Raw genomic sequence first — 26,235 nt, forward strand, 5'->3', positions numbered from 1 at the left:
GAGAAATGACACGTTGTCCGTAGTTTCAATTGTACGGCAACCATGTTATAATAGAAACATTGTGTACAAAAGAGAATAGCGTTTTAACAACGCATCTTTTTCAAGCAATCTACAAACAAAATACGAAACAATTAAAAGGAGGAACTTACATGATTCAAGTATCTAATGTAGGTCTTCGCTATGGCGACCGTAAATTATTTGACGATGTAAATATTAAATTCAACCCTGGTAACTGCTACGGCCTAATCGGGGCGAACGGTGCTGGTAAATCAACATTCATTAAAATTTTAGCTGGTGATATCGAGGCGCAAGAAGGCCACGTATCTATGGGTAAAGACGAGCGCCTTTCAGTATTACGCCAAAACCACTTCGAGTACGATGAGTATAACGTTCTGGATACAGTTGTAATGGGCAATAAACGTCTTTGGGAAGTAAAAGCTGAAAAAGACGAGATCTACGCAAAAGAAGATTTTTCTGATGAAGACGGTATGCGTGCTGCTGAATTAGAAGGTGAATTTGCAGATCTAAACGGTTGGGAAGCTGAATCAGAAGCTGCTACATTACTTAACGGTTTAGGTATTGGCGATGAGCTTCACTATATGCTAATGGCTGACCTTGAAGGTTCTGACAAAGTCAAAGTGCTACTTGCACAAGCTTTATTCGGTAAACCAGATGTTCTTTTACTAGATGAGCCTACCAACCACCTTGACCTAAAAGCAATTCAGTGGTTAGAAGAATTCTTAATCAACTTCGAAAACACGGTAATCGTTGTATCCCATGACCGTCACTTCTTAAACAAAGTTTGTACCCATATCGCGGATCTGGACTTCGGGAAAATCCAACTTTACGTTGGTAACTATGATTTCTGGTATGAATCTTCTCAATTAGCTCAAAAAATGGCTCAGGATCAAAACAAGAAAAAAGAAGAGAAAATTAAAGAGTTACAAGCATTCGTTGCACGTTTCTCTGCCAACGCTTCAAAATCGAGCCAAGCAACAAGCCGTAAAAAAATGCTGGATAAAATCGAGCTTGAAGATATTAAACCATCTAGCCGTAAATACCCATTCATCAACTTCCAAATCGGTCGTGATATCGGAAATGACGTGCTGACTGTTGATGGTTTAGCCGCATCTCAAGACGGTGAAACACTATTCAAAGACATGCGCTTCTCATTGAACAAAGAAGATAAAATTATCTTACTTGGTAGTCCAATGGCAAAATCAGCTTTAATGGACATCCTTATGGACCGCCGTGCAGCAGATGCTGGCACGTACAAATGGGGCGTAACAACATCTCAAAGCTACTTCGAAATGGATCATGACCAATACTTCACTGGTGGCGAAAGATCACTCGTTGATTGGTTACGCCAATACTCTCCAGACGACGAAACAGAAAGCTTCTTACGCGGTTTCCTAGGTCGTATGCTGTTCTCTGGCGAAGAAGTAAAGAAATCTCCTGGCGTTCTTTCAGGAGGCGAAAAAGTACGTTGTATGCTTTCTAAAATGATGCTTTCAAACTCGAACGTATTATTATTAGACGAACCTACTAACCACTTAGATCTTGAGTCAATCCAAGCACTAAATGAAGGCTTAATCCGCTTTAAAGGCGCAATGATCTTCACATCTCATGACCATCAGTTCATTCAAACAATTGCTAACCGTGTTATTGAAATCTGCGAAGATGGGTCAATCTTAGATAAACCATTAACTTACGATGATTTCTTAGACTGGAAAGAAAAAGAAGGAATAAAATAAGTTGAACTAACCGTCCTTACATGAGGGCGGTTTTTTTTGTGGATATGAAAGTATAACTTTCCCATCCACATAAGTAAGGACATCAACTCGCCCTATTTTGGGCGAGTTGTTTCTTTCTTGTTATGAAAATGGTCTCAAGCCTATAAAAAGTATTGTTTGAGTGAGGAAGAAAATAAACTGAATTTTAGATAAATTGAATAGAAATTATTTATTTAGAATATAATGATTTAGTTTTATTTTCTGTTATTTAATTAAATTTACAGAAAAAACAAAAAAGTCGCTATAAACCCATTAAAAAGGTTCAGTTGATAGAGGAAGAAGAGCTTTTTTGAAGAAGAACAAATAAGAATGAGAAAAAAGGATGCATAACTGACAACTATCAACAAAATCGATAAAGGAAGGAAGATTTCTAAAGTTTTAGATGGTTGACTTTAGGTCGAGAAGTGAAAAAATATATAAGTTTTGCCCCTTTACGAGTAAAACACGGTTACCTAGGACGAGAGGAGTCACTACGATACGAAAGTCCATGATTCTTGTTTTTCTTATACTTGCTGCGTGCTCTAACGAAGAGCAACAAACTGTTGAATCGAAAAGTGCCAGCATAAAAGAAATTGCAAATAGCACAAGGTCCATTTCGCAGCTATTCGAATCTCCAGACATTGCCTCCGAGTACGACTTGGCATTCAGCATGCAAAATACAATGCAGCTTTATTTCAAAGAAGATCAATCAATTGCCTACTTTGAAGGGATAGGTAATGAATTTGCTAGCTACACAGAAAAAACGTCATGGCTCTCCAATGAGTATGTTCGAATTGAATATGATAATGGTGCCGTCCTCGTCGTACAGTACTTCCGCGTTACTGATAAAGGTATCTTCCAACTAACGGAAAGCGTTGAGGAAACGGAGTACTCTATTGCTGAACTAGATACGCTACAACCAATTTCTACGCTGCTTGAGGCACCGCTGCAGCAAGGCGCACAGTTTGGTAACTGGACTATTGTTAGCACAAACGAAGTTAAAGAAACACCGTACGATACATTTACGAAGGTAATCGTGCTCATGTCAGAAAAAGATGGGATAACAGAAATGAAGTACTTTGCACCTGGCTACGGTATTATTTCTACTATCAGCTCAATGGAAACGGAAGATGACCAGCCCTATATTGTACAATCCATGCTTAGTGAAATGATATTTGAATAAAAAAACAGCGATTTCGTTTAACACAAAATCGCTGCTAATTATTATATAATAAATTCATTTACCCCTGTTTAGACGAATATCACCGAGAAACTCCCGATCTTTGTAATCTCCATCAATTTTTCTGCATAAAGATGTTAGTCTCTTAGTGAATTGATCTTCCAGTTTTTTTGTCCACCGTCACTACTTCGCCTGCAAAGAATTTCTCCCCTTCTTCAAACGCCTTAATTGACATGTTCTGAAAAGTGTTCAGATCCTAAATCCAACCAAATCGCTCTTTACTATCATTCGTATTTGTTATGTAATGTTCTAAAGCCTTTATTAATACATAGTATTTTCAAAAAAAAATAGCACACAACAATTACTATACATATCCTGAACAAAAATTAAAAAAGGCACTCTCAAAATTGAGAGTGCCTAGAAATTTTAACGGAATATACGTTTAATTACTGAGAATTAAAGTTTAGTTACGTTAGCAGCTTGTGGTCCGCGGTTGCCATCTACAACTTCGAATTCCACTTTTTGACCTTCGTCAAGAGTTTTAAAACCTTCGCCTTGGATAGCTGAGAAGTGAACGAATACGTCATTTCCGCCATCTACTTCGATGAATCCAAAACCTTTTTCTGAGTTAAACCATTTTACTGTACCTTGTTTCATTTAAGAAAACCTCCAAAAAATAAAAGTGAACAATTTGGAATTGATTTACCGTAAAAAAATTCACATATTACAAAAAGTACCGACAGCTACACCGGTCACGCTTTGTAATATGTGAATCCATTGTATCCGGTCAAACAATTTAATTGTTATGTTAATTATACCCATCTCTTAAACCTATGTCAATTCAATTTCTTGCATATCAGAGGAAATTTTCTTTTATTTCAGTTAATTGGAAATTGACGATTTATTGGCTGACTTTTGTACAATAATGCCATGAAATATTTGGGCATCTTCATCACAAGCCTCACAATATTCACATTCATCTTCGGACCAAAATGCAAAATAATGCCCATTTTTTGATTGTTCATTGTCATAAGCTTGGCGGAAGTTTTCTAAAATTATGTGCAGTGCCTTGTCTAAACCATCCTCAGTTTCATATTCAGTTGTTGAAATTATACATGCTTCCCAGCCGTCAAATTGCCACCAAGGTTCATAATCTGCTTTCATATAAATAATCTTATACATTTAAACAAATCCCTTCTTCCCTTACTTGCATATTTTAATGTCCCCCCTTCTTTATGTCTATTAATGACTACTAACCTATGCTAAAATACTAAAGAATGGATATTTTTTAGGGAGGGAGTAACACTGTGTTTTCATCACTTAAGCCAAAAGCAGATTTAAAAGATTTATTTGCACGCGGGACAGACCTTAAAGCATCAGGGCGCTTTTTAGAAACGCTTGTATTTAACAACTTTAGACAGCATGATCAAAACAATCTTGTAGAAATATATGACCGTATTCAACAAACCACTCCGGCAATGAATGAAATTTTTATTAAATACTTAGAAGAAATTGCTCCTAATGGTCGCAATCCTATTTCTCAAAATCAAATCGATCGTTATTTAAAACAATTTTTCTTAGCAGCACGTGACGAAAATTACATAGCTGCTACAGTCAGTTTCTTCAACTTATTACGTGAAAATCACTTTGAGCCTGGAAAAGTGATCATTATTTTTAATCAGTTCTCCTTCTATTTAACGACACATATTATGCATAATTTTGCGCTAAAGCCTTTTAAAGCGTTTGACTATATGAAGTCTGTTTCAGCAGCTGTGAATATTGACCAGGAATTATTAATTGAAGTTATGACCGAACGCATGCTTGAAAATGTCGTGGAGGAAATTTCTTCATTAATGGACGTAAATGCAAAAATAATGTATATGAAGGATTTAGTGGTGAGCCTAGATCATCAATCTGAAGAAATTGCGACTTCAACTGCTGCTGCACAAGAATTAGCCGCATCAATAACTGAAATTGCCCGTTCATCTACCCGCATTGCTGAGAAAACGAGTGACTCCGTAAATAATGCTGTGCGAGGAAAAGAAGCGATTGAACATGCACTAACAGATATTTTTACAACGGAAGAAACGTTCACCGCCATTGTCGAGAGCTTTACACAGCTTCAAAAGCATGTGAATGATATCGAAAATGTTGTCACATTAATTAACCAAATTGCCGATCAAACAAACCTATTAGCACTAAATGCATCCATCGAAGCCGCACGTGCTGGTGAGCATGGAAAAGGTTTTGCCGTTGTTGCACAAGAAGTACGTAAATTAGCTGAAGGTACTGTATCTGCGCTTGGCGAAGTATCTACGAATGTACATTCTTTAAAAACGTACTCAAATGATATGGCAAAATCAATTACCGAAACGACAGCTATCATTAAAGAAGCGACTACAGAAGCAAAAGAATCTTTACCATTATTAAACTCAATTGTTGATACAATCGAAAGTATTAATATTGATGTTACAACTACAGCTGCCGTATCCGAAGAGCAAGCCGCAGCCATTGATGAAGTCTCTACACGCATGGTACAAATTTCAAGCTTACAAGAGGATATTCGTGAATACGGTGCCAATACATCTCGAGACATCCACTTACTTGGTCAGGAAATTAACCGTTTCCGTAATGATGTCATTTCTAATAATAACGTAAAGCTTTCAAGCATTTCATTATTGCAATTATCGAAAGCCGACCATATTTTATGGAAATGGCGTGTATACAATATGTTCCTAGGTCTAGAAAAACTATCACCCAGCGATGTTTCCTCACATAAGGATTGCCGTCTAGGTAAATGGTACTTATCAGAAAAGGCACGTTCACGTTTCGGTCAGGATGCCTCTTATCGTGAGCTAGATCGCTATCACGAGCAAGTTCATACTTCGGCAAAACAGGCTGTTCAGGCTTATAATAGTGGAAATATTGCAGTTGCCGAGGTGCACTTAAAAGAAATTGAAATTGCATCGGAGCGTGTTCTTCACTATATTAATGATTTAGTACAAATCATATACAAAGAACGGACAATGTAGTAATAATGAGGCAAAACATTTCGGAGTTTTGTCTTTCTTTTAAAAGGAGGAGACAATTTGGCAAAGCGTGCACATATAGTATTTTTTGGCGATGTCGACGGTACTGGCTATCGTTTTTTCCTTCAACAGAAAGCTGTTGACCTCGGCCTTAAAGGATTTATTCAAAAAACGGAAGACGGCAAAATTGAAGTCGACATTGAGGGCAAACCAAATTCTGTGGATGAGTTTATTTCATTTATTGGAAAAGGCGTTAGTTTGCAATCAGAATCAAACTCCTTTAAAGTAGAAATTTTTGAGACAATAATCGGATATACAACACTAAAGTCGGAGCTTGTATAGCCGGCTTTTTTTAGTAGATAAGAATTCATAACTTTCTTATTTGCATAAGCAAGGACAGCATCTCCCCTATTTTGGTCGAGATGTGTTTTTCTAATGGGAGCAAAGAGAAATTTTTTGATTGTCCCATAAAAACGGTGTAGGATAAGTAAGAAACTAATATACAATTTGAAACTTTTTAAGTGTTAATTCGTATAAATAGTATCGATTTAAAGGAGGTACGAAAATGCTTAATACGATGAACTTTATCACTAGACATTTAATTAATTTCTTCGTTGGTTTTGCAGCGTTTATTATAGCAGGCATTAATTTGGCAGGAGCAGCGATACTACTTGCTATTCCAATTTCCATTGCTCTTTATTATGTAAGTAATAAATTAGCATTAACAATTCAAAAAGGCAAACGGAGTAAAGAGTTAGGCATTACACCTTCCGAATATAGTCATATTGAAGAGCAAATTAAACAGGCAAAACAGTTAATACAGTCGTTATCTCAACAATATATCCGTGTCCGCTCTATTCGCTCATTTAAGCTTATTCTTGAGATGAGCAAACTTTCAAAGCGGATTGTGAATATTGTACAAAAGAATCCAAGCAAATTTTATGCAGTGGAGGATTTTTTCTATGCACACCTCCCTTCTGCTGTCGAGTTAACAAATAAATATACCTTATTATCGAACGAACAGGTTACCGGAACGGAGATTCATCTTGCTCTTGAAGATACCCGTAAAACATTAAAGGATTTACACGTAACGATGGAAGATGATTTGAAGAGCGCCCTGGCTTCTGACATTGAAAATTTGAGGATCGAGTTAGATTTCGCTAAATTATCAAACGAAAAACGTAAAGAACGTCTGAAAATCGGTGGTGAGGAGTAGTGATTGAAAAAAGCGGTAACCTTTTTGAAGTCTTTAAAACAACCGGTAGTTCCTCAGTAGAGGTGGCTAGCGAACAATTTGCCATGCATGTTGAAAATAATGTAGCGACACCGCTATTTGCTGCCCTAGACGCACATACAAAAAATCGCGCTATGGATCTTGCAAGGAACCTACAAATGACGAAATATGAGTACGTACTTTCATTTGGCTTACCCGCACAAGATGCTCTTAAGCAATTCACATCGCAAATGCTACTCCATGTCCAGCGTAAAGAAGTATCAAAAGTTGGCGATGTACTCTTTGATTTAATGCAGCATTTAGAGAAAATTGACCCAGATGCACTTGTCGAACAGGAAAAAGGCTTTTTCAGTATGATGTTTTCACGTCAAAAGAAATCAATTCAGGAAGTCATGTCACATTATAAAAAGCTAAGTAACCAAATTGATCGCCTTGGTATTCAGCTGTCTCATACGCAAACTGGACTACTTTCTGATTACAAATTTTTAGACGAACTGTACGGGTTAAACGAAGACTATTTTCATGAGATTAACGTCTATATTGCAGCAGTGGAGATAAAAAAACATCATCTATTGCAAGATGTGCTACCAAAGCTTCAGGTACAAACGCTAGAAAGCGATGACCCTATGCAAAAGCATAAGCTCCAAGATTTACATATGCAAATTGAATGGCTCGATAAACGTATGTATGATCTTGAAATATCGCGTGAGATTTCCATTCAGTGCGCACCGCATATACGTTTAATTCAGCAGACGAACCAAATGCTGATTGAAAAAATTCAGTCTTCTGTTATGACTACGATTCCACTATGGCAATCGCAAATTTCGATGTTATTGAGCATGAACAGTCAGCGCCGGGCTATGCAATCACAGCAGCGCCTAATGGATGTTTCGGACGAGCTCATGCGTAAAAATGGGAAAATGATGGATGTCACAGCAAGAGCTACGCGCAAGCAAAAAGGTGTAAGTCATTCCGATATTGACCGCTTCAAGCAAACTCAGCTTCAGCTATTAAAAGAAATCGAAGACACACTGCGCATACAGGCAACAAGTAATGAAAAGCGCCATCAAGTTGAAACGACCATTCTTGATATGAAATAAAAAAAGCAGTTGGTTTGAATTTCAAACCAACTGCTTTTTAACTGCAACTATGCGAACATTGCTGCTAGCTGTAAAACGATTTTCTCTATTTCGCTAAGAGACTCGTATTACGCAAAGTACTCTTTGTAGTAACCGCCAACTTTACCTGTGTTGTCGATAACGAAAATGAATTCTTCCGTTTCATTTTTCACTTCGTATTCTTTACCTACAGTTAGTACGTTTGATACTAAGTACTTCGATGCATTTGTATGTACACATTTTACTGTGCGAATCGTCGGTGCATCTTTCCAATTTAAATGTAACATGGATTTACCCTCACTTTTTATCTAGCTTACTTTGTCATTTCTTATTTTAAACGATTTTTTATCGTTATGGTAGTAAATGTACAAAGGAATAGCAAATTTAATTGATTTCTCGGTTTGAACTGCCCATTTGATGATGGTACACTACTTCTAAGAGGTGGAATTTATGTCATTTAGTTTCGGTAGCGTGCCCATGTGGTTTTTCGCCATTGCAATCGCTTTTGCTATAATTTTTGTAATCTACTCCGAATGGAATTCGAGACAATAAAAGCTTGCCATCGCAAGCTTTTTTACGTATAAAACATGGACAAAATAGCGATAAACTATACACTGTTTATCCATATTAGTGCCCAATAGTTGACGATCAAAAAATCGACAAACGTAGCTGTTTGCCGATTTGAATGATTATTTTAATGTACGTTTTAGGAATGCTTGTGTACGTTCATGCTTCGGATTCGCTAGTACTTCACTAGGATGCCCTTCTTCTACGATGACCCCTTTATCCATAAAGACAACTCGGTCTGCCACTTCCTTTGCAAACTCCATTTCATGCGTTACGATGAGCATCGTGTTGCCCTGATCCGCGAGCATTCGCATAACTTTTAATACTTCGCCTACCATTTCAGGGTCCAGTGCTGATGTTGGTTCATCAAATAGCATTACATCCGGGTCCATTGCTAGCGCACGTGCAATTGCGACACGCTGTTTTTGCCCACCAGATAATTGGCGTGGCTTGGCGTTCACGAAAGACTCCATACCAACTACTTTTAAAAATTTTGTCGCTGTTTCTGTTGCCTCTGCCTTTGAACGTTTTAACACCTTTTGCTGCCCAACGATGCAATTTCCTAGTACATTCAAGTTATTAAATAAATTAAACTGCTGGAATACCATCCCTAAATGGGTACGGTAATGCTCGATATCATGCTTGTCGTCTAAAATATTTTTACCCTTATAAATAATCTGACCGCCACTTGGACGCTCAAGTAAATTAATACAACGCAGAAGAGTGGATTTACCAGAACCTGATGAACCTATTAGACATACAACTTCGCCTTTTCTTACGTTAAAGTTAACGTCACGTAATACTTCGTGACTACCGAATGATTTACTTAAATGTTGAATTTCAATAATATTTTCCATCGTGATTCCCCTTACATAACGTTTTCTGGCTTGTGAACGGTTTCTACTTGATAAGAATCAGGACCATCTAAACGTCTTTCCATCCAACGTAAAGCTCTAGTTGCTGTAAATGTCATAATTAAGTAGAGTACAGAGGCGATTAAAAATGACTCGGCAAATTTAAAATTTGCGCCGGCAACCGATTTTGTTTGATAAAACAGCTCAGTTACACTAATTACATTTAGAACGGCCGTATCTTTAATATTCATAACCAATTGATTTCCTGTTGCTGGCAAAATATTACGCGCAACCTGTGGTAGAACGATAAATAACATGATCTTCACATGATTCATCCCAATTGCTTGGGCTGCTTCGTATTGTCCTTTATCAATTGAGACAATCCCACCGCGTACAATTTCTGCCATATATGCACCTGTATTCAACCCTACAACAACAAGTGCGGCTATGAAACGGTCTAATTCTAAGCCATAAGAAGCAAGCCCATAGAATACAACCATCGCCTGTACAATCATTGGTGTACCACGGAAAATCTCAACATAGCACGTTAAGATAAAATTGAAGATTTTTAAAATCACGCTTTTGAATGATTTTTTGCGCACCGGAATTGTGTGCATGACTCCGATGAAAAATCCGATAAGAGCACCAATAATTGTACTAACAATTGCAATCGCTAGTGTCATATATGCGCCGCGTAAAAACATCGGCCAGTTATTTTGCAAGATTGAGATAATTGTATCTAAACTCATAAAAAATCCTCCTAACAGCAGGAAGCTGTCCTATTAATAAGAAACTAGCCGCAAATACATGCGACCAGTTGCTTTTAGAAAGACACATCTCGCCCAATATAGGGCGAGATGATGTCCTTACTTATGTAGATAAGTAAGTTATACTTTCTTATCTACCAAAAAAATATTGCTGTCTCGGTTAAAGCTGCACTTAAACCATTTCTTATTGCGCTGCTGGTTGGTTCGCGATTGCGTCTTCCATTAGCTTTTGACGGTCATCTTCTGTAATACCTGCTAGCACTTCGTTGATTTTTTCTGTTAAGTCAAAATCTTTACGAACTCCTACTGCTACCGCTGTATCAGCTGGTTCTGTTGCAAAGCCGTCTTCTAGAACGACATATACGAAGTTTTCATTTGCTGCAGCAGCAGAAATTGCTTCTGGACGTTCTGCTACATACCCATCAATTACACCAGATTCAACAGCTACACGCATTGCTGGGAAGTTATCCATTGCCGCTTGAATTTTTACATCTGGAATTTGGTCAATTACGTTGTAGTTTGTTGTGTTTAATTGTGCTGTAATTTTCGCACCTGCAAAATCTGCTAAATTTTTTGCATTTTCATACACACTACCTTTTTTCGTTACGATCACAAAATCAGATGTATAGTAATCTGACGTAAAATCAATTGATTGTTTACGATCTTCCGTTGGGCTCATCCCTGCAATAATCGCATCTACAACACCTGATTGTAGCGCTGGAACTAAACCGTCCCACTCCGTTTTTACGATCACAAGCTCTTTCCCAAGGCCAGCTGCGATTTGCTTAGCGATTTCTACGTCGTATCCACCCGCGTATTCAGCAGCACCTTCGATTTTCACAGCACCGTTTGCGTCTGATGACTGTGTCCAGTTAAATGGCGCATAGCCTGCCTCCATACCTACTTTGAACACTTCTTTCGTGTCTGATGACGTTTCATCCTCACCACATGCTGAAAGAACGAACATTGCCATCATTGCTGCCATAAATACTACTAATTTTTTCTTCATGTTATCAATCCCCTTTTCTTCAAAATTATGGGCTAATAAAATTGCAAAAAGCGACCTAAAAAGAACTTTAGGTCGCTTGAATTTATAATTAGCCCAAATCCTCTATTGTTTCCCATTTTGAGATAGCACAACTCGAGCATCCGGGAAGACGCACGAGACAGTTCTGTAATTATTCATTACAGACCCAGCATATGATAGTGAGCCTACCATACACTTCGGCGATAATTCCTTCTTCTTCATTTCACCGTTTGCTCGAAACTCCATGAAAAACTAATAAATACCGCGCCTCTACCCCACGAGAAAGTGAGGTTTTGTTATTGAATTATTATTAAATAATACATCAGTAATACTTTTTGGTCAATAAGCAATTTTCAGATATTTAAAAGATTATCTACAAATGTTTAATTTGGTTTACGTCGACAATTACTTCTAGCGTATGTTTTCCGCCCTGATATACCCCTTCAACCGGCGAAACATCACGAAAATCTCGTCCTACACATAGATTAATGTGATTATCTAGCACTTCGACATTATTTGTTGGATCTAAGCCAATCCACCCAATACCCGGCACCATAATTTCCACCCACGCATGTGTCGCGGTATCGCCGATTAAGTCATCACCCTCACCTACATAAAGGTAACCGCTAATATAACGAGCCGGGATACAACAGTAACGAAGTACAGCAAGCATAATATGTGTAAAATCTTGACAAACGCCGACTTTCAAATCGAATGCCTCACTTGCAGTAGTTTCCACAGTTGTAGCCTTCGGATCATACTTAATGACGTTAAATAAATAGGTCATTAAATCGCATGCAAACTTTACTGGATTATTATAATGCGTGCCTATTACACCAAGTACCTCATCTATTTGACGTGGCTCAAGCGTTGTAAAATTTGAAACACTTAAATAAGGTAAATAATGTTCATGAAACATTTGCGAGTAAAATATATTACGCATTTCATTAGAAAATTGAATTTCGTAAATGTACGGCGCTTTTTGCACACTTACAATTGAACTTGACGTAATGATGAGTTCATTATGCTTTTCTGCAATAAAGAAGCTCCCTATATTATTATCCCAAATATCTATATATTCCTTTGTTAATGATAATGGATTAATTTTCACATTGTAAGAGAGCACGCGCTGACATTCATTATTTCGAGGCTTTAAACGAATCGTATTTAACGACTGCTCCACAGGACTTTCATAGCGAAAAATATTTGTATGTTTTATTCGGTATTTCATGTTTATTCCCCTTTAAGTTTATTGAACAGAGTTGCCATGTGGGAAAAGCCTTCAATCAACAAGTATTGGTGCATTTAAATAATAAGTGCGCGCAAAAACGGGACCAAAATTCGAGCACTGTGTATGGATTTCCTTTACCCATTCTTTCCGTTGTTCAACACTCATTAACGAAGCATCTTTTTGCACGATGAGTTCCAGTTGCTCTAGTGCTTCAAACATTTCCTGCGCATATGGACTACTAACCGAATCCTCTTCAATATCAAGTACAGTTCGTTTAATTTTGCGAATACCATAGGCAACAGAGCGAGAGCATTTTGTATCTCCCATTAAGAAATTCAATACGTTGTCAGAAGTGCGTATACGAAAGCGACGAGTATATTCCTCAAACGAATTTGTTAACTGTAGTCCAGATGTTACAGCAATTTCTCGTGTAAGAACATCTTCATTTTCGAGTAAACGCAGGACAATTAATGCTGTTTTTTCAGAACGCTCAATCCACTTACCAATTTTCACAAATTGGAAGCATTCATCACGCGTCATAAGCGAGTCAATAATCCCCGTAGCTGTCAATGATGTTTTTCGTATCTTCGTTAAAAACTCCGTAGTCTTTAATACTGTAAACTCTTCATCTACAGTCTTGACCTGCATCGATAAATATAGTTCATTCCATTCTTCCCAAAGCTCATTTGGAATGAGATCCCGCGTATTCCGGGCGTTATTACGAATGCTTTTAATTAATGAGTCAATGGAATTATAATTGTATTCATCAAATAATAAATAATACACCATTTGCTGCAAATAATAACTTTCATAACGTGCCGAATAGACTTCAATATAACCACAAATATCTAATACTGTATGCCATTCTTTTTCATAACCACAATCATTACGACTTTGCTCCAGCATACGCTCAATTTGTGTGTCAATAATATGTGCGTTCGTTTCTGTTCGTTCGCTATAACGGCCAATCCAGTAAAGTGAGTCCGCAACACGACTAAGCATGCACCTTCGCCTCCTTAATAATCCACGTATCTTTTCCGCCACCACCTTGTGAAGAGTTGACAACGAGCGAGCCCTCTTTTAAAGCAACGCGGGATAATCCACCTGGCAACACATGTGTTTCCGTCCCTTGTATGACAAATACACGTAAGTCGACATGACAAGGATAAAAGCGGCCGTCTTGGTAAGCAGGCGCACGGGATAATTTAATTGTCGGCTGTGCAATATATTGATGCGGTGCTTCTAGTATTTTGTTGCGGAATTCCTCTCGTAGCTCTGGCGTCGAATGTGGACCAATAAGCATATCATACCCGCCTGATGCACCTACATTTTTCACAACGAGCTTGTCTAAGCGCTCTAACACCCATTCACGTTGCGCCTCATCCTCAAGCAAATACGTTTTCACATTATCAATAATCGGCTCTTCATTTAAATAAAAGCGGATCATATCAGGAACGTAAACATACATCGCCTTATCATCAGCTACACCGTTCCCTATTGCATTTAAAATCGCTACGTTGCCCTCTTTGTACGCTGCTAAAATATTGGCTATCCCGAGCATTGAATCCTCCCTAAAGACAGTTGGATCTAAGAAATCATCATCAATACGACGATAAATAATATCGACACGCTTCAATCCATGAATTGTTTTTAAATAGACAATATTATCTTTGACGACTAAATCACGGCCCTCCACAAGCGTAATATTCATTTCTTTCGCTAAAAATACATGATCGTAATAAGCCGCGTTATAAATACCTGCTGTTAGAAGGACTGCATGTAGCTCTTCATGCTCGGACACATTTTTCGGACGATGTGATAATAACGCATCCTGCATATGTACTATTTTCTCCTCTAACGTTTCAATAGCGTAATTACGGAAAAATTCCGGATACATTTTGCGCATGACGTAACGATTTTGATACACGTAACTCATGCCTGAAGGGTTGCGTAAATTATCTTCAAGTACACAATATTTTCCGTTTTCATCACGGATTAAGTCTATCCCAGCTAAGAAAATATGATTTTTCAGCGGGATATTTGCCCCAATAACTTGCTTATAGTAATACGGATTATTATCGATTAATGTTTTAGGTACAACCCCTGCTTGTACAATTTTTTGTTCATTATACACATCATGAAGAAATAAGTTTAACGCCTTTACACGCTGCTTCATACCTTTTTCTATCGTTTCCCACGCCTCTGCTGGAATAATAATTGGCACAAAGTCAAAAGGCATAGTGCGCTCTGTACCACCTTCAGCACCGTACACTGTAAATGTAATACCTTGACGTAAAAAACTCGACTGTGCAGAATTATGTTTTTCAAAAAGCTCTGTTTCAGAAAAACTAATTAGCTGTTCATAAAAAGGAATATAATGTTTTTTTGGCTTGTCTCCATTTAGCATTTCATCATAAAAAGAACTTGAATCATACGGTTTAAACATCCACATTCTCCTCCAAATAAATATGTATACTCATAAAATACAATAGAGGAATAGAAAAACCCTTTTATTTTAAAAATATTTATAAAATTTGAAAATAAATACAAAAATTCAAAAACTTAGTTGTGTGAAATTTATTAAAGAGAATAAGTGGGTATTTTGGCGAATTTTGCAAAACAAAAAGACTTCGACGAATTTTGTCGAAGTCTTTTTGTCGTTACATTAAGAGTTTAGTAATAAATCTTCCGGATTCTCGATTAATTCTTTTACTGTTTTTAAGAAGCCTACAGAGTCTTTGCCATCGATAATACGGTGGTCATACGATAATGCCACATACATCATTGGGCGGATTTCAACTTCACCATTTACTGCTACTGGACGTTTTTGGATTGTGTGCATACCAAGAATACCAGCTTGTGTACCGTTCATGATTGGTGTAGACATTAATGAACCAAATACACCACCATTTGTGATTGTGAATGAACCACCTGAAAGATCGTTAAGACCTAATTTTTTGTCACGAGCTTTTGCCGCAAGACCTGCAATTGTGTCCTCGATTTCAGAGAAGTTTTTACGATCTGCATCGCGTACTACTGGTACTACTAAACCTTCTTCAGTTGAAACAGCTACACCGATATCAAAGAAGTTATTTAAGTGCATTTCGTCACCTGAAATTTGCGCGTTTACATATGGATATTTTTTAAGCGCTGCTACTACAGCTTTTGTGAAGAATGACATGAAACCAAGACGAGAGCCAGTTGACTCGAAGAATTGATCTTTTTTACGAGAACGTAAAGCCATTACGTTTGTCATGTCGATTTCATTGAATGTAGTTAACATTGCAGTTGATTGACGTACTTCAAGTAAACGTTTTGCAATCGTTTGACGACGTCGTGACATTTTTTCAACAGTTACGCGAGACTCATCTACTGCTACTGTTGCTTTAGGAGCTTCAGGTGCCGCTGGAGTTGCAACTGGTGCAATGCCATGAGCTGCTACGTCTTGAACGCGTACACGACCTTGTGGATCTACTGGAGAGATACTAGCAAGATCGATGCCTTTTTCACGAGCCAGTTTACGTGCTGCTGGAGAAGCGACTACACGTTCACTCGATTCTTCAACTACCTGAACTGGTGCTGGTGCTGCTGGTGCTGCTTTTGGCTCTTCTTGTGCCGGAGCTGGTGCTGCTGTAACTTGTGGAGCAGGTGCTGGTGCTGCGCCTTCGCCTGCTTCAACGATTGCAATTACTTGACCTACAAGAACTGTGTCGCCTTCTGCAGCTGTAATTTGTGTTAAAATACCAGCTTCTTCAGAGATGATTTCAGCATTTACTTTATCTGTTTCCAATTCTACGATGAATTCGCCTTTTTCTACGCGATCTCCAACTTTTTTCACCCATTGGGCAATTGTACCTTCAGTAATTGATTCTGCTAATTCAGGGACTTTAATCTCAGCCACTTTAATATCCTCCTTTAATTAACCTGTACTAATTTTTAATTAGTACAAGGTCTGAGTTACTAACAAAGTAGTAACTCATTCAGTAATAATGATGTTATTTTTATTTTTCTAACGCTTCTGCAACAAGTTTTGCTTGCGCTGCTTTATGTGAATCGCCGTCACCTTCAGAAGTAGAGCTCATTGCAGGACGTCCTACATAGCGAACTTTTTTGCCTTCAGAAAGTTCATATAGTTTTTCTAGCATATAACCCCAAGCACCTTGGTTTTTCGGCTCCTCTTGAACCCAAACAATTTCTTTTGCGTTCGGGAAGCGCGCGATAATCTCAGATACTTGCTCAGCCGGGAATGGATAAAGCTGTTCCACACGTAAGATGTGAAGGTGTTCGAAACCTTCGCCGTCTTTTACGCGCTCTGCTAAATCAATTGCTACTTTACCAGTTGCTAGTAACACTTTTTTAACTTTTTTAGTGTCTAAGCCTAAACCTGGTTGTTCAATAACTTCTTGGAAACGTCCGTTAGCTAATTGATCAGCAGATGCTGCAGCTAAAGGATGACGAAGTAAAGATTTTGGTGATACGACTACAAGTGGACGTACACCTTCTGTACCAATTAATGCCGCTTGACGACGTAATAAGTGGTAGTAGTTACCTGCGTTAGAGCAGTTCGCAACAAACCAGTTGTTTTCAGCTGACATTTGTAAGAAGCGTTCCATACGACTTGATGAGTGCTCTGGCCCCTGACCTTCATAACCATGTGGTAATAACATGACAAAGCCAGATTTTTGACCCCATTTAGCGCGCGCACCAGAAATAAAGTTATCAAACATTACTTGTGCCATATTAGCGAAGTCTCCGAATTGTGCTTCCCATACAGATAATACTTGCTCATTTTCTAGGCTATAACCATATTCATAGCCAACAACCCCTGCTTCTGTAAGTGGTGAGTTGTGCACAGTGAATGAAGCTTTAACATCTGATACATGATGTAATGGCGTGAATACATCTCCATTGTTTTTGTCATGTAGTACTAAGTGACGTTGCGAGAACGTACCACGTTGTGCATCTTGACCTGTAAAGCGGACTGGTGTGCCGTCTTGTGTAATTGTTGCATAGGCTAACGTTTCCGCATGACCCCAGTCGATTTTTTCAGAAGCAAATGCTTCGCGTCGTTTTTCTAAAATTTTTCCAAGTTTGTTTTGTGGTTCGAAGCCATCTCCAAACACTAGTAACTCTTCATTAATTTTTTCTAAACGATCTGCTGCTACTGTTGTATCAATTTGTGGGCAGTCCACTTTTAATAGTTCAGGCATTTCTAAATGCGAATGCTCATCTTGTTCCGCCATAGATTTTACATGGTCATAAGCAGCCTGCATTTCAGCGTAAATTGTCGAATCAAGGGCGCTTACTTCATCAGCTGTTAGAATGCCAGATGCCACAAGCTCTGCACCGTATAATGCACGAATTGTGTCATGTTTTGAAACTAATTTATACGTATCCGGGTTTGTAACTGTCGGATCATCTGTTTCGTTATGACCGTAACGACGGTATCCGATTAAATCGATAATAATATCTTTGCCAAATTTTTGGCGGTAAGCTGCTGCGAAGCGACCTACTTGTACTACCGCTTCTGGACTATCAGCGTTCACATGAACTACTGGAACTTCGTAGCCTTTTGCAGGATCAGAAGAATAAACAGAAGAACGCGAATCATAATGTTCTGTCGTGAAGCCGATCATATTGTTTGCAATGATATGAATCGTACCGCCAGTAGTAAAGCCTTCTGTTTTCGCAAAGTTTAGTGCTTCTGTTACAATTCCCTGACCTGGGAATGCAGCATCTCCATGCACTAAAATACCTAAAGCTTTTAAAGGTTCATGTACTGCTGCACCAGATTTAGAAGTAGAATCTTGTGCTGCACGTGTTTGGCCTAAAACTACCGGGTTACCTACCTCTAAGTGAGACGGGTTGTATGCTAGCTTTACATTCATACCAGAATCACGTGTATAAGAAGCACCCATGTGGTATTTAACGTCGCCAGTCCAGCCCTTTGTAATTTCAAGACGACCATCTTTTGGTAGGAATAGGTCGTTTGACACGTGAGCGAAATCAGAGAACATCATATCGTATGGTTTATTTAAAACATGCGTTAACACATTTAAACGACCACGGTGAGCCATCCCAATACGAACATTTTGTACATTGTGTACTTCAGCTGTTTTTAATATTTCATCAAATAAAACGATTTGTGTGTCTAAACCTTCACCAGAGAAACGTTTTTGGCCAACAAATGTTTTGTGAATAAATTTTTCAAAGTTTTCAACACGTGTTAAACGTTGTAATAATGCTTTTTTCTCATCAGCTGCTAACATTGATTTTAATGAACCTGACTCAATTTGAGCTTGAATCCAATCGCGTTCCTCATCTACAACTACATGTGCATATTCGAATGCAATTTTGTCTGTATATACTGATTTTAAGTAGTCAATCGCTTCTTTACCGTTTTTTACACCTACAGGTACATCCTTAAAAAATACGCTCGCTGGGATTTCAGTTAAATCTGCAGCACTTAAGTTGAATGCGCTTTCTTCAATTCCAGATGTATCAAGTGTACGGTTTTTCAGTGGATATAAGTCTGCTGCTAAATGGCCGCGAGCACGAATAGCCTCTGCTAATTTAACTGCAGCTAAAACCTTTTTGTAATCGCTCTGCGGTGCTACTGCGCCTCCCGCTACAGCAACTTCGCCTTCAGCGAATTCAGGTGTTCCGTACTGTTGGAATAATTCTACTAACTCTGCTTCAACCTCTTCAGGAGATTGCAGGAATAAGTCAAACTGCTCCATTACATAACCTAAGTTAGGACCTGAAAAAGCTGACCAAGGGGAACCTGCAGGTAATACATTGTTCGACATGAAAAATAACCTCCAAATTTTGCCTATTGGCAGTTCCAATAATTAAAAAAACATCAATTTCACATAAGATTTTACCATTCTTCTGACAATACTAAAAGTACCATATCATTTGATAATGAAGAACATTTTTTCCATCTCAATCTTACTACTCTTCACAAAAAATACAACTCTTTTTAGCAAAATAAGCAATTATTTTCGTTAACTATCGAAAAATAAAATTTTCTAATTAGAATTGTGCATTTTTTTGAGGAAATCGTAATAAAAATGTGGTACCATTACCAGTTTTACTTGTTACGGATAATTCTATATTATACTTTTCAGCTAGCATTTTCGTAATACTTAAGCCTAAGCCAGTACCCCCAGCTATTTGTCCCCTTGCTTCGTCCACTCGGTAAAAACGGTCAAAAATATGTGGTAAATGCTCTTCCGCAATACCAATCCCGTTATCCTCTATTTGCACAAAAACATTTTCAATTTCATAATGAATAGTTGTGTGCAACCTCGGAACTTGAGCATTGTAGCGAATCCCATTTTCTAATAAATTCCGAAGCACTTGAGCTAGTGCTTGCTCAGACATAAACACATCTTTTTGCTGCCCTACACTACTTTCCGTAAATAGCGCAGTCGGGTGCACTACCTTTAGCTCCTCTACTACCGATGTTAAAATAGTATTAATATTTGCACGCGAATGCGGATCTATTTTTTCACGCCTTGCGAGATTAAGGAGCTCCTCAATCATTTTTTTCATCCGCGAGATTTCGGCTAGCGATGTATCAAGTGACTCCTCTAACACTTCCGGATCATCTTTTCCCCAGCGCTTAATAAGAGATAGATGACCTTCTAACACTTGAATGGGTGTGCGCAGTTCATGAGATGCATCTGAGACAAATTGTTGTTGCTGTGTAAAGGAAATTTCAAGCTCGTTCATCATAGAACGATAAATTGTTAGCAAGTCCCCAATCTCATCATTTGCCGAGTAATTCAACATTGATTGCTCCTCAAACCCTTTATCACGTACGGTTTGCATTGCATCTCGTAATTGTACAAGTGGTCGCATTAGTATATTTGCCAAGTAATAGCTGATTGAAACAGAAAAGATGAGCGCCCCTAATCCAACAATACACATCGTCGTAATTATGTACTTCATCATCGCATCGAAAGTTGTAAGTGGATGAATGAGCTGCATAATACCCTGGAATGGACCGATTTGAACGATTTTGTTGACAACAAATGTATGCTTGCCATTTACCGTTTGCTCAGTTATCTCGGCTGCTAGTAACTTCTCATAATTATTTGGAATTTTTGCAGCAGTTGTTGCATCATTTATGCGAAGTATTTCGATGCCGTCTAAATTAAAAATTCGTACGGTCTGCTCCTGATTTAATATTGCCTTCATTAATGACGTATTATTCTGAATTTCCTGTATTGTAACAGAACCACCTTGTGAAGAAAAAAACGTTGTGACATCATCTACTGTCCGCAGCGCATTTTTTTCTTCATTATTTAATAACCAAGTTTGAAGTGCTACATATAATATGATAGAAATTACAGCAAAGCTTATAAAAATCGTAATGCCAACTGTTAGCATCCATTTCGTTTTGAGCGACTGATTTATGAGTTTGTCTTTAAATTTTTTCATGTGCGCACCACATACCCCACACCGCGCACCGTTTCAATATAAGGTGTATCAGCCGTTTGTAGTTTGCCACGTAAATGACGAATATACACATCGACCACATTCGTTTCGACGTCCGTGTTAAAACCCCACACCATTTCTAAAATGAGTTCACGTGTACAAACGCGGTTTTGATTTTCAACAAGTAGCTTCAGTAAATCATACTCCGTGCGCGTAAGCTCTAATCGCTGTCCTTCAAACAACACTTCGTATGCATCTAGATTAATCGTTAGTTCGCGTACTTGTAAAATATTGGTCTGTTTATCTCCGCTCACACGGCGTAAAATCGAGCGAATACGTGCAAGTAACTCCTCAATTGCAAATGGCTTCACAATATAATCATCTGCACCTGCATCAAGTCCTGCAACTCGGTCCATTACTGCATCACGTGCTGTTAAAAGTAAAATTGGCACATCAGTTTGCTTGCGAATGCGACGGCATACTTCAATACCGTTAAGCTCTGGCAACATCACATCAAGTAAAACACAATCAAAATCTGATGCTAGTGCGGCTTCTAATCCAGAGCGACCGTCATACACGATTGTAACATCAAACTGCTCATGCTTTAGCTCCAGCTCTAAAAAGCGAGCGATATTTTTTTCATCTTCTACAATTAATATAGTGTGTTTCATCATTCGACCTCACAATCAAGATAAATATTTGTTTTATAGTTATTTTGTAAAAATATAAACTGTAGAAAATAGTAGACTATTTTCCCAGAAGACCTGTGTCAAAAGTGGTAATGATTCCTTTTGGCACAGTCTTTCTATTTTTAGTCGATTTTTGCAAGTGTCGACCCTGTTTTTTCCACACAAAGAGGCTGCCCCAAAACTTACCTGAGACAGCCTCTTTCTCATAAAACTGATCGGCGCCTACGAGTTAGAATGCACGCTTGCCGGCCCACTTATTTTATAATTATTTTTTGAAACTTGCTTTGCTTCACACAAAGCGCGGTCCGCTAAGTCAATAAGCTTCTCTAAATTTTCGGAATGCTCTGGATAAAGCGCTATCCCCATTGTGGAAGTGGGTGAAAACGAGAAACCTTGAATTGACCAACCAATTCGCAAGTTCATCCTAATACGTTCAACAATATGCTGTAGCTGACTCTGACGATGCTCAGCGTCACGTGATAAGCCAGTAAGCACAACGATAAATTCATCGCCTCCTATACGCACGACTAAATCATCACTACGTACACTTTTAGATAGCGCTATACTAAACTGCTTTAAAAACTCATCGCCAACATCATGACCATAGTCATCATTCACTTGTTTAAAATTATCGCCGTCAATATAGAAAATAGCAAGCGTTTCAAAATTCGCTTTTGCATTTTCAACTAAATGCGGGAATTCCTTTTTTAAATAACGACGATTAGGCAATTGTGTTAAGCTATCATGATAGGCCATGAACATTAACTTATCTTCTAGCTCTTTTCGCTCTGTAATTTCTCGAGATACCATAATAATTTGCACAATATGATCAACTGACGAATCATGGGTTATCGAATAATTTCCTTCCGTCCATAATATTTCGCCACAATTCGTTCTCAGTTGTAGCTCAATCTTCTTTTCAACTGCTGTAAAGCTACCATCCTCAATCAATGCTTGCCATTCCTGAATACTGTCTTCACATAATAATTTCGAATAATTTTCACCGATCAATTCATGCTCAGGATACCCAAGTTTGCGAATATAGGAAGGCGAAGCATAAATAATATCTCCTTGTTGGTTTGTTACAACAATTAAATCATTCGTATTTTCGGTAATGGCACGAAACGTTCTTTCGATATTACGTAGCTCAATCATTACCTGCTTTTTTTCAGAAACATTGAATTGAACGGTTAAATATTGCCCGGCATGTCCTTGTTGATCAATTAGTGGAATAATCGTTGTGTCCACCCAATAGGTTTTTCCATTCTTTTTGCGATTGCGTATTTCACCGCGCCATACTTCGCCACGCTCTAATGTTTTCCATAGATTCTCGAAAAATTCACGAGGATGGTATCCGGAGTTGACGATGTGATGCTTCTGCCCTAACAACTCCTGAAGCGTAAAGCCTGTCCGTTCAATAAAGCGGTCATTCGCTTCTATAATGCGACCTTGCGTATCCGTAAATGTAACATCGGCAGCCGTACTAATCGCTTTTTTGAACATTTCTAAACCATGCGAAGTTGTTCGCAATACTTCCTCTTGCTTAATATAAGTGGTGATTTCTTGTAAAATCAAAAATACGGCGGCGTTTTCATCATCACGTGTTAGTGGTGAAAATGTCCCTGTAAAGCTACGTTTATCACCATTCCTATCAACGAATGAAATTAACTTAGAAGAAATATTCTCCCCTTTTTGCGCTTCTGTTAAATACAATTTTATTAAATCCACTGAATCTGGGTCAATAAATGGTAAGTCTAAAAACTTTTTACCACGGATTTCTTCAATATTAATATTAAAATCTTCCGTGAAACCTGGATTTGCCTCGATTAACTCTAAATTATTCGAGATAAGTACGGTAGATAAAAACGTTTTAAAGAATACCGAGCGCATAAATAAGTATTTATCCTGTAAATCACGATCAAAAGCAATTTCCTTTGTTGTAGCTAATACATATATATTGCCCTTTTCAACAATGGGAATTATCGTCGTTTCATACTTCCGAACCTCTGCGGTAAAATACGTATAATCTTGAAATTCAATTTGCTGTAGTTTTTCCACAGCTAGATCATAATAATGAAGGATATTTTTTGCTAAGTGAGGCAATGTTGCTTCCCGAACGGTTTTTCCAATTCGATTGCCACCTAGCACATTAATAGCAGAAGGATTTGTATAAATATACTCATAATCTTCGGCATTTTTCTTCATTAAAAAAACAAAATCACGACTGTTTTTAAATAACAAATCCAACTGATCCTTTGAACAGAATGATTGTGTCATTTATGCACCACCTATATCCCTATTGAGAAAAAATTTTGTTTGTTCCCTAACAAAATCAAGACATTTTTCATATTGTAATGATTCTTCACAACATTCGCAACTTAATAGGTTTATATGTTCCTGTGAAATTTCTATTCTATATTTTCCTATGACGGTTGCATTTCCTATTAATATTAGTTTATATGCTTCATCTTCAAACTGTACAACACATTGAACGAAGCCCCCTGGATTAAATACCGTTATTTTTGGCGCATTGACATAACCATTTATTTTCGCTACAAGTGCAGAGGCAGTCATCGCTGTTCCACAAGCATTTGTAAAACCTACTCCGCGTTCATACGTGCGCACAAAAATTTGATCGTCTGCCATCGGAAAAACATAGCTCACATTGACACCATCCGCGCAAAATTCATTTTCGCTATTTAAAAATTTTGCTAATAAAAATTGATGTGACTCATGCTGTATATAATGTTCATTTACAATGCCGATTAAATGTGGATTCGGGACAGAGACAGCAGTAAATTGAATTGTTGGCGAAAATTCTTCAATTATTTGGTGACGAAGCTCTTTCTTTTCTTTATATTGCATAGGTAACGAGTCAAGATCAAATGAAACCGGTGAAATTTCAACCGCGTAAGTTGGTAGCTCCTCAAAAATTGCGGGCTCTTTTTTCACTCGTAAGTTCGCTCGTAGGGTCTCAATGATTGCCTCGGTCACACCGAGCTTTTCACACACATAACGAGCTACACAACGTAGCCCATTCCCACACATCGATGCCTCCGAGCCATCTGCATTAATGACACGCATCTTTGCATCTGCAACTTTAGAAGGCAATACGAGCAATAATCCATCCGCACCCTTTTCGTTAGAAGGATCACAAAGCCATTTTGCCAGCCTCACCCAATTAAATTCATTTTCATTTGCCGCTTCATATAAATAAAAAGTATTTCCTGATCCATGAACTTTTAATAAATTTCGCTCCATCTCTTCTCCTCCAAATCCATATAATTCTATATTAATCGTTCTGCCATTCACGTTCAACCAAGTTTACAAACATATTATTTAGATTATTCAGAATATACTAACTTTTTCGATGAAAATATTGTTTTTTCGAGCCTCGAGCTTGATTAAAGAGTATAAATTATTATATGATATGCGTATAATTTTTATTTCGATATTGTTTTTCAGTAGTAAGACAGAGGGAGACTACGGGAGTTACACCATAGTTGAACGTCTAGTTCTTTTAGGTTGGATCAAGCTCGAAATGACTACTGCCTTGTGATAACAACGGCTCTACCATTTTCCCTTAAAAGGAGGCGTTTCGCATGTTAAAGCATCGGGAACTTCATGACACACCAGAATTATTTGAATTATTAAGTCACCCTTCCGTTTTTCCGTACGTCCGACAAAAAGCGACATCTGCTGATGAATACTTATTTATGACGAAGCAACTAATTGAAGAGGAACAAAACGGCACTGCTGTTTCTCGTACAATTATAGATGAATGGTGTCAACCAATTGGTACAATTAGCATTTTCGATGTCCAAGATGGTGCGGGATTCCTCGGTACTTGGATTGGAAAACCTTTTCAAGGTATGGGCTATAATCAAAAAGCCAAATATGCATTTTTATCTGAATTGTTTTTTGAACTTGATTTCCACACTGTCTTCCTCCGTATTCGCAAGGAAAATGAGCGTTCCAAAGCTGCAGCTGCAAAGCTTCCATATGTAGTTGACGCGGAGCAATCACATCCTGCGCTTTATGGGGAAATTAATCAAGGGGAATTCAATTATCATTTATTTAAAATTACAAAAGACTTGTTCTACTTAACGACGGCATATCACCGCGAAGAGGAAGAAGAGCAAGCAATGTAAAATGTAACACGCATTCCCGCCCGTTCACCCCAGATTGTCAATGCTACGTTTTTGTTGCATTGACAAAATGACCAATATCATGTTGGCCTCAAGCTTCTAGAGAGCCCGAAAGTGTCTTTTCAACTTTCACCCGCAGGATTTTGCAACCGTTGGATGACTCAAATTGATTGA

22 protein-coding genes and 1 riboswitch are annotated in these 26,235 nt (G+C 38.1%); of the genes, 7 read left to right on the plus strand and 15 right to left on the minus strand.

Features of this window, described 5'->3' with window-relative positions:
- Positions 1 to 149 precede the first annotated feature (149 nt).
- Positions 150 to 1,754 carry an ABC-F family ATP-binding cassette domain-containing protein gene (locus tag MHH87_RS08955; RefSeq protein ID WP_340748968.1) on the plus strand — a complete coding sequence of 535 codons (1,605 nt, stop codon included), beginning with the start codon at positions 150 to 152 and terminating at the stop codon, positions 1,752 to 1,754.
- Between the two features lie 526 nt (positions 1,755 to 2,280).
- On the plus strand, positions 2,281 to 2,955 hold the full coding sequence (locus MHH87_RS08960) for a hypothetical protein (RefSeq protein WP_340748969.1): 675 nt from the start codon (positions 2,281 to 2,283) through the stop codon (positions 2,953 to 2,955).
- A gap of 453 nt (positions 2,956 to 3,408) precedes the next feature.
- On the opposite strand, the gene MHH87_RS08965 is transcribed toward MHH87_RS08960, so the two are convergent.
- Entirely contained in the window at positions 3,409 to 3,609 is a 201-nt protein-coding gene (locus MHH87_RS08965) for a cold-shock protein (protein WP_340748970.1), read from the minus strand.
- A 225-nt stretch (positions 3,610 to 3,834) separates the two neighbouring features.
- A complete protein-coding gene (locus tag MHH87_RS08970) occupies positions 3,835 to 4,134 on the minus strand; it encodes a DUF1033 family protein (protein WP_340748971.1) in 300 nt (99 codons plus the stop codon).
- 125 nt (positions 4,135 to 4,259) lie between these two features.
- On the opposite strand from MHH87_RS08970, the gene MHH87_RS08975 reads away from it, so the two are divergent.
- The 4 genes from MHH87_RS08975 to MHH87_RS08990 all read left to right on the plus strand — a co-directional run bounded on the left by MHH87_RS08975 (position 4,260) and on the right by MHH87_RS08990 (position 8,315).
- Positions 4,260 to 5,984, plus strand: coding sequence for a globin-coupled sensor protein (locus MHH87_RS08975; RefSeq protein ID WP_340748972.1), 1,725 nt, complete (start codon positions 4,260 to 4,262; stop codon positions 5,982 to 5,984).
- A 57-nt stretch (positions 5,985 to 6,041) separates the two neighbouring features.
- Positions 6,042 to 6,323, plus strand: coding sequence for an acylphosphatase (locus tag MHH87_RS08980; protein ID WP_340748973.1), 282 nt, complete (start codon positions 6,042 to 6,044; stop codon positions 6,321 to 6,323).
- 223 nt (positions 6,324 to 6,546) lie between these two features.
- Positions 6,547 to 7,197 carry a 5-bromo-4-chloroindolyl phosphate hydrolysis family protein gene (locus tag MHH87_RS08985; protein ID WP_340748974.1) on the plus strand — a complete coding sequence of 217 codons (651 nt, stop codon included), beginning with the start codon at positions 6,547 to 6,549 and terminating at the stop codon, positions 7,195 to 7,197.
- Positions 7,197 to 8,315, plus strand: coding sequence for a toxic anion resistance protein (locus MHH87_RS08990; protein ID WP_340748975.1), 1,119 nt, complete (start codon positions 7,197 to 7,199; stop codon positions 8,313 to 8,315). The genes MHH87_RS08985 and MHH87_RS08990 overlap by 1 nt, the downstream gene beginning before the upstream one ends.
- A 107-nt stretch (positions 8,316 to 8,422) precedes the next feature.
- Here the strand turns inward: MHH87_RS08990 and MHH87_RS08995 are convergent, their stop codons facing one another.
- The 13 genes from MHH87_RS08995 to dapF all read right to left on the minus strand — a co-directional run bounded on the left by MHH87_RS08995 (position 8,423) and on the right by dapF (position 25,174).
- Positions 8,423 to 8,620 carry a DUF6501 family protein gene (locus MHH87_RS08995; RefSeq protein WP_340748976.1) on the minus strand — a complete coding sequence of 66 codons (198 nt, stop codon included), beginning with the start codon at positions 8,618 to 8,620 and terminating at the stop codon, positions 8,423 to 8,425.
- A gap of 402 nt (positions 8,621 to 9,022) precedes the next feature.
- A complete protein-coding gene (locus MHH87_RS09000) occupies positions 9,023 to 9,757 on the minus strand; it encodes an amino acid ABC transporter ATP-binding protein (protein WP_340748977.1) in 735 nt (244 codons plus the stop codon).
- An 11-nt stretch (positions 9,758 to 9,768) separates the two neighbouring features.
- Entirely contained in the window at positions 9,769 to 10,503 is a 735-nt protein-coding gene (locus MHH87_RS09005; protein ID WP_340748978.1) for an amino acid ABC transporter permease, read from the minus strand.
- Positions 10,504 to 10,705: 202 nt separating this feature from the next.
- Entirely contained in the window at positions 10,706 to 11,530 is an 825-nt protein-coding gene (locus MHH87_RS09010) for a transporter substrate-binding domain-containing protein (RefSeq protein WP_340748979.1), read from the minus strand.
- Between the two features lie 115 nt (positions 11,531 to 11,645).
- Positions 11,646 to 11,829: riboswitch (Lysine riboswitch) on the minus strand.
- A gap of 92 nt (positions 11,830 to 11,921) precedes the next feature.
- On the minus strand, positions 11,922 to 12,779 hold the full coding sequence (locus MHH87_RS09015; RefSeq protein ID WP_340748980.1) for a transglutaminase family protein: 858 nt from the start codon (positions 12,777 to 12,779) through the stop codon (positions 11,922 to 11,924).
- A 51-nt stretch (positions 12,780 to 12,830) separates the two neighbouring features.
- Complete coding sequence (locus tag MHH87_RS09020) at positions 12,831 to 13,781, minus strand: alpha-E domain-containing protein (protein ID WP_340748981.1); 951 nt, start codon at positions 13,779 to 13,781, stop codon at positions 12,831 to 12,833.
- Positions 13,774 to 15,225 (minus strand): circularly permuted type 2 ATP-grasp protein, encoded by a 1,452-nt coding sequence (locus MHH87_RS09025; RefSeq protein WP_340748982.1) that lies wholly within the window; start codon positions 15,223 to 15,225, stop codon positions 13,774 to 13,776. Before MHH87_RS09025 ends, MHH87_RS09020 begins: the two co-directional genes overlap by 8 nt.
- Positions 15,226 to 15,444: 219 nt before the next feature.
- Entirely contained in the window at positions 15,445 to 16,680 is a 1,236-nt protein-coding gene (odhB, locus tag MHH87_RS09030; RefSeq protein ID WP_340748983.1) for a 2-oxoglutarate dehydrogenase complex dihydrolipoyllysine-residue succinyltransferase, read from the minus strand.
- A 100-nt stretch (positions 16,681 to 16,780) separates the two neighbouring features.
- Positions 16,781 to 19,588, minus strand: coding sequence for a 2-oxoglutarate dehydrogenase E1 component (locus MHH87_RS09035; RefSeq protein WP_340748984.1), 2,808 nt, complete (start codon positions 19,586 to 19,588; stop codon positions 16,781 to 16,783).
- Positions 19,589 to 19,814: 226 nt separating this feature from the next.
- Positions 19,815 to 21,227 carry a HAMP domain-containing sensor histidine kinase gene (locus tag MHH87_RS09040; RefSeq protein ID WP_340748985.1) on the minus strand — a complete coding sequence of 471 codons (1,413 nt, stop codon included), beginning with the start codon at positions 21,225 to 21,227 and terminating at the stop codon, positions 19,815 to 19,817.
- On the minus strand, positions 21,224 to 21,895 hold the full coding sequence (locus MHH87_RS09045) for a response regulator transcription factor (protein WP_340748986.1): 672 nt from the start codon (positions 21,893 to 21,895) through the stop codon (positions 21,224 to 21,226). Before MHH87_RS09045 ends, MHH87_RS09040 begins: the two co-directional genes overlap by 4 nt.
- A gap of 240 nt (positions 21,896 to 22,135) precedes the next feature.
- The gene (locus tag MHH87_RS09050; RefSeq protein ID WP_340748987.1) at positions 22,136 to 24,190 is read right to left on the minus strand and encodes a diguanylate cyclase domain-containing protein; all 2,055 of its coding nucleotides are present in this window, start codon (positions 24,188 to 24,190) and stop codon (positions 22,136 to 22,138) included.
- Positions 24,191 to 25,174: a diaminopimelate epimerase gene (dapF, locus tag MHH87_RS09055; RefSeq protein WP_340748988.1), complete on the minus strand. Its 984-nt coding sequence runs from the start codon at positions 25,172 to 25,174 to the stop codon at positions 24,191 to 24,193.
- A gap of 341 nt (positions 25,175 to 25,515) precedes the next feature.
- On the opposite strand from dapF, the gene MHH87_RS09060 reads away from it, so the two are divergent.
- A complete protein-coding gene (locus MHH87_RS09060) occupies positions 25,516 to 26,064 on the plus strand; it encodes a GNAT family N-acetyltransferase (RefSeq protein WP_340748989.1) in 549 nt (182 codons plus the stop codon).
- Positions 26,065 to 26,235 lie beyond the last annotated feature (171 nt).

Source organism: Solibacillus sp. FSL H8-0538 (genome assembly GCF_038003525.1).
Classification (GTDB): Bacteria; Bacillota; Bacilli; order Bacillales_A; family Planococcaceae; genus JBBOPI01.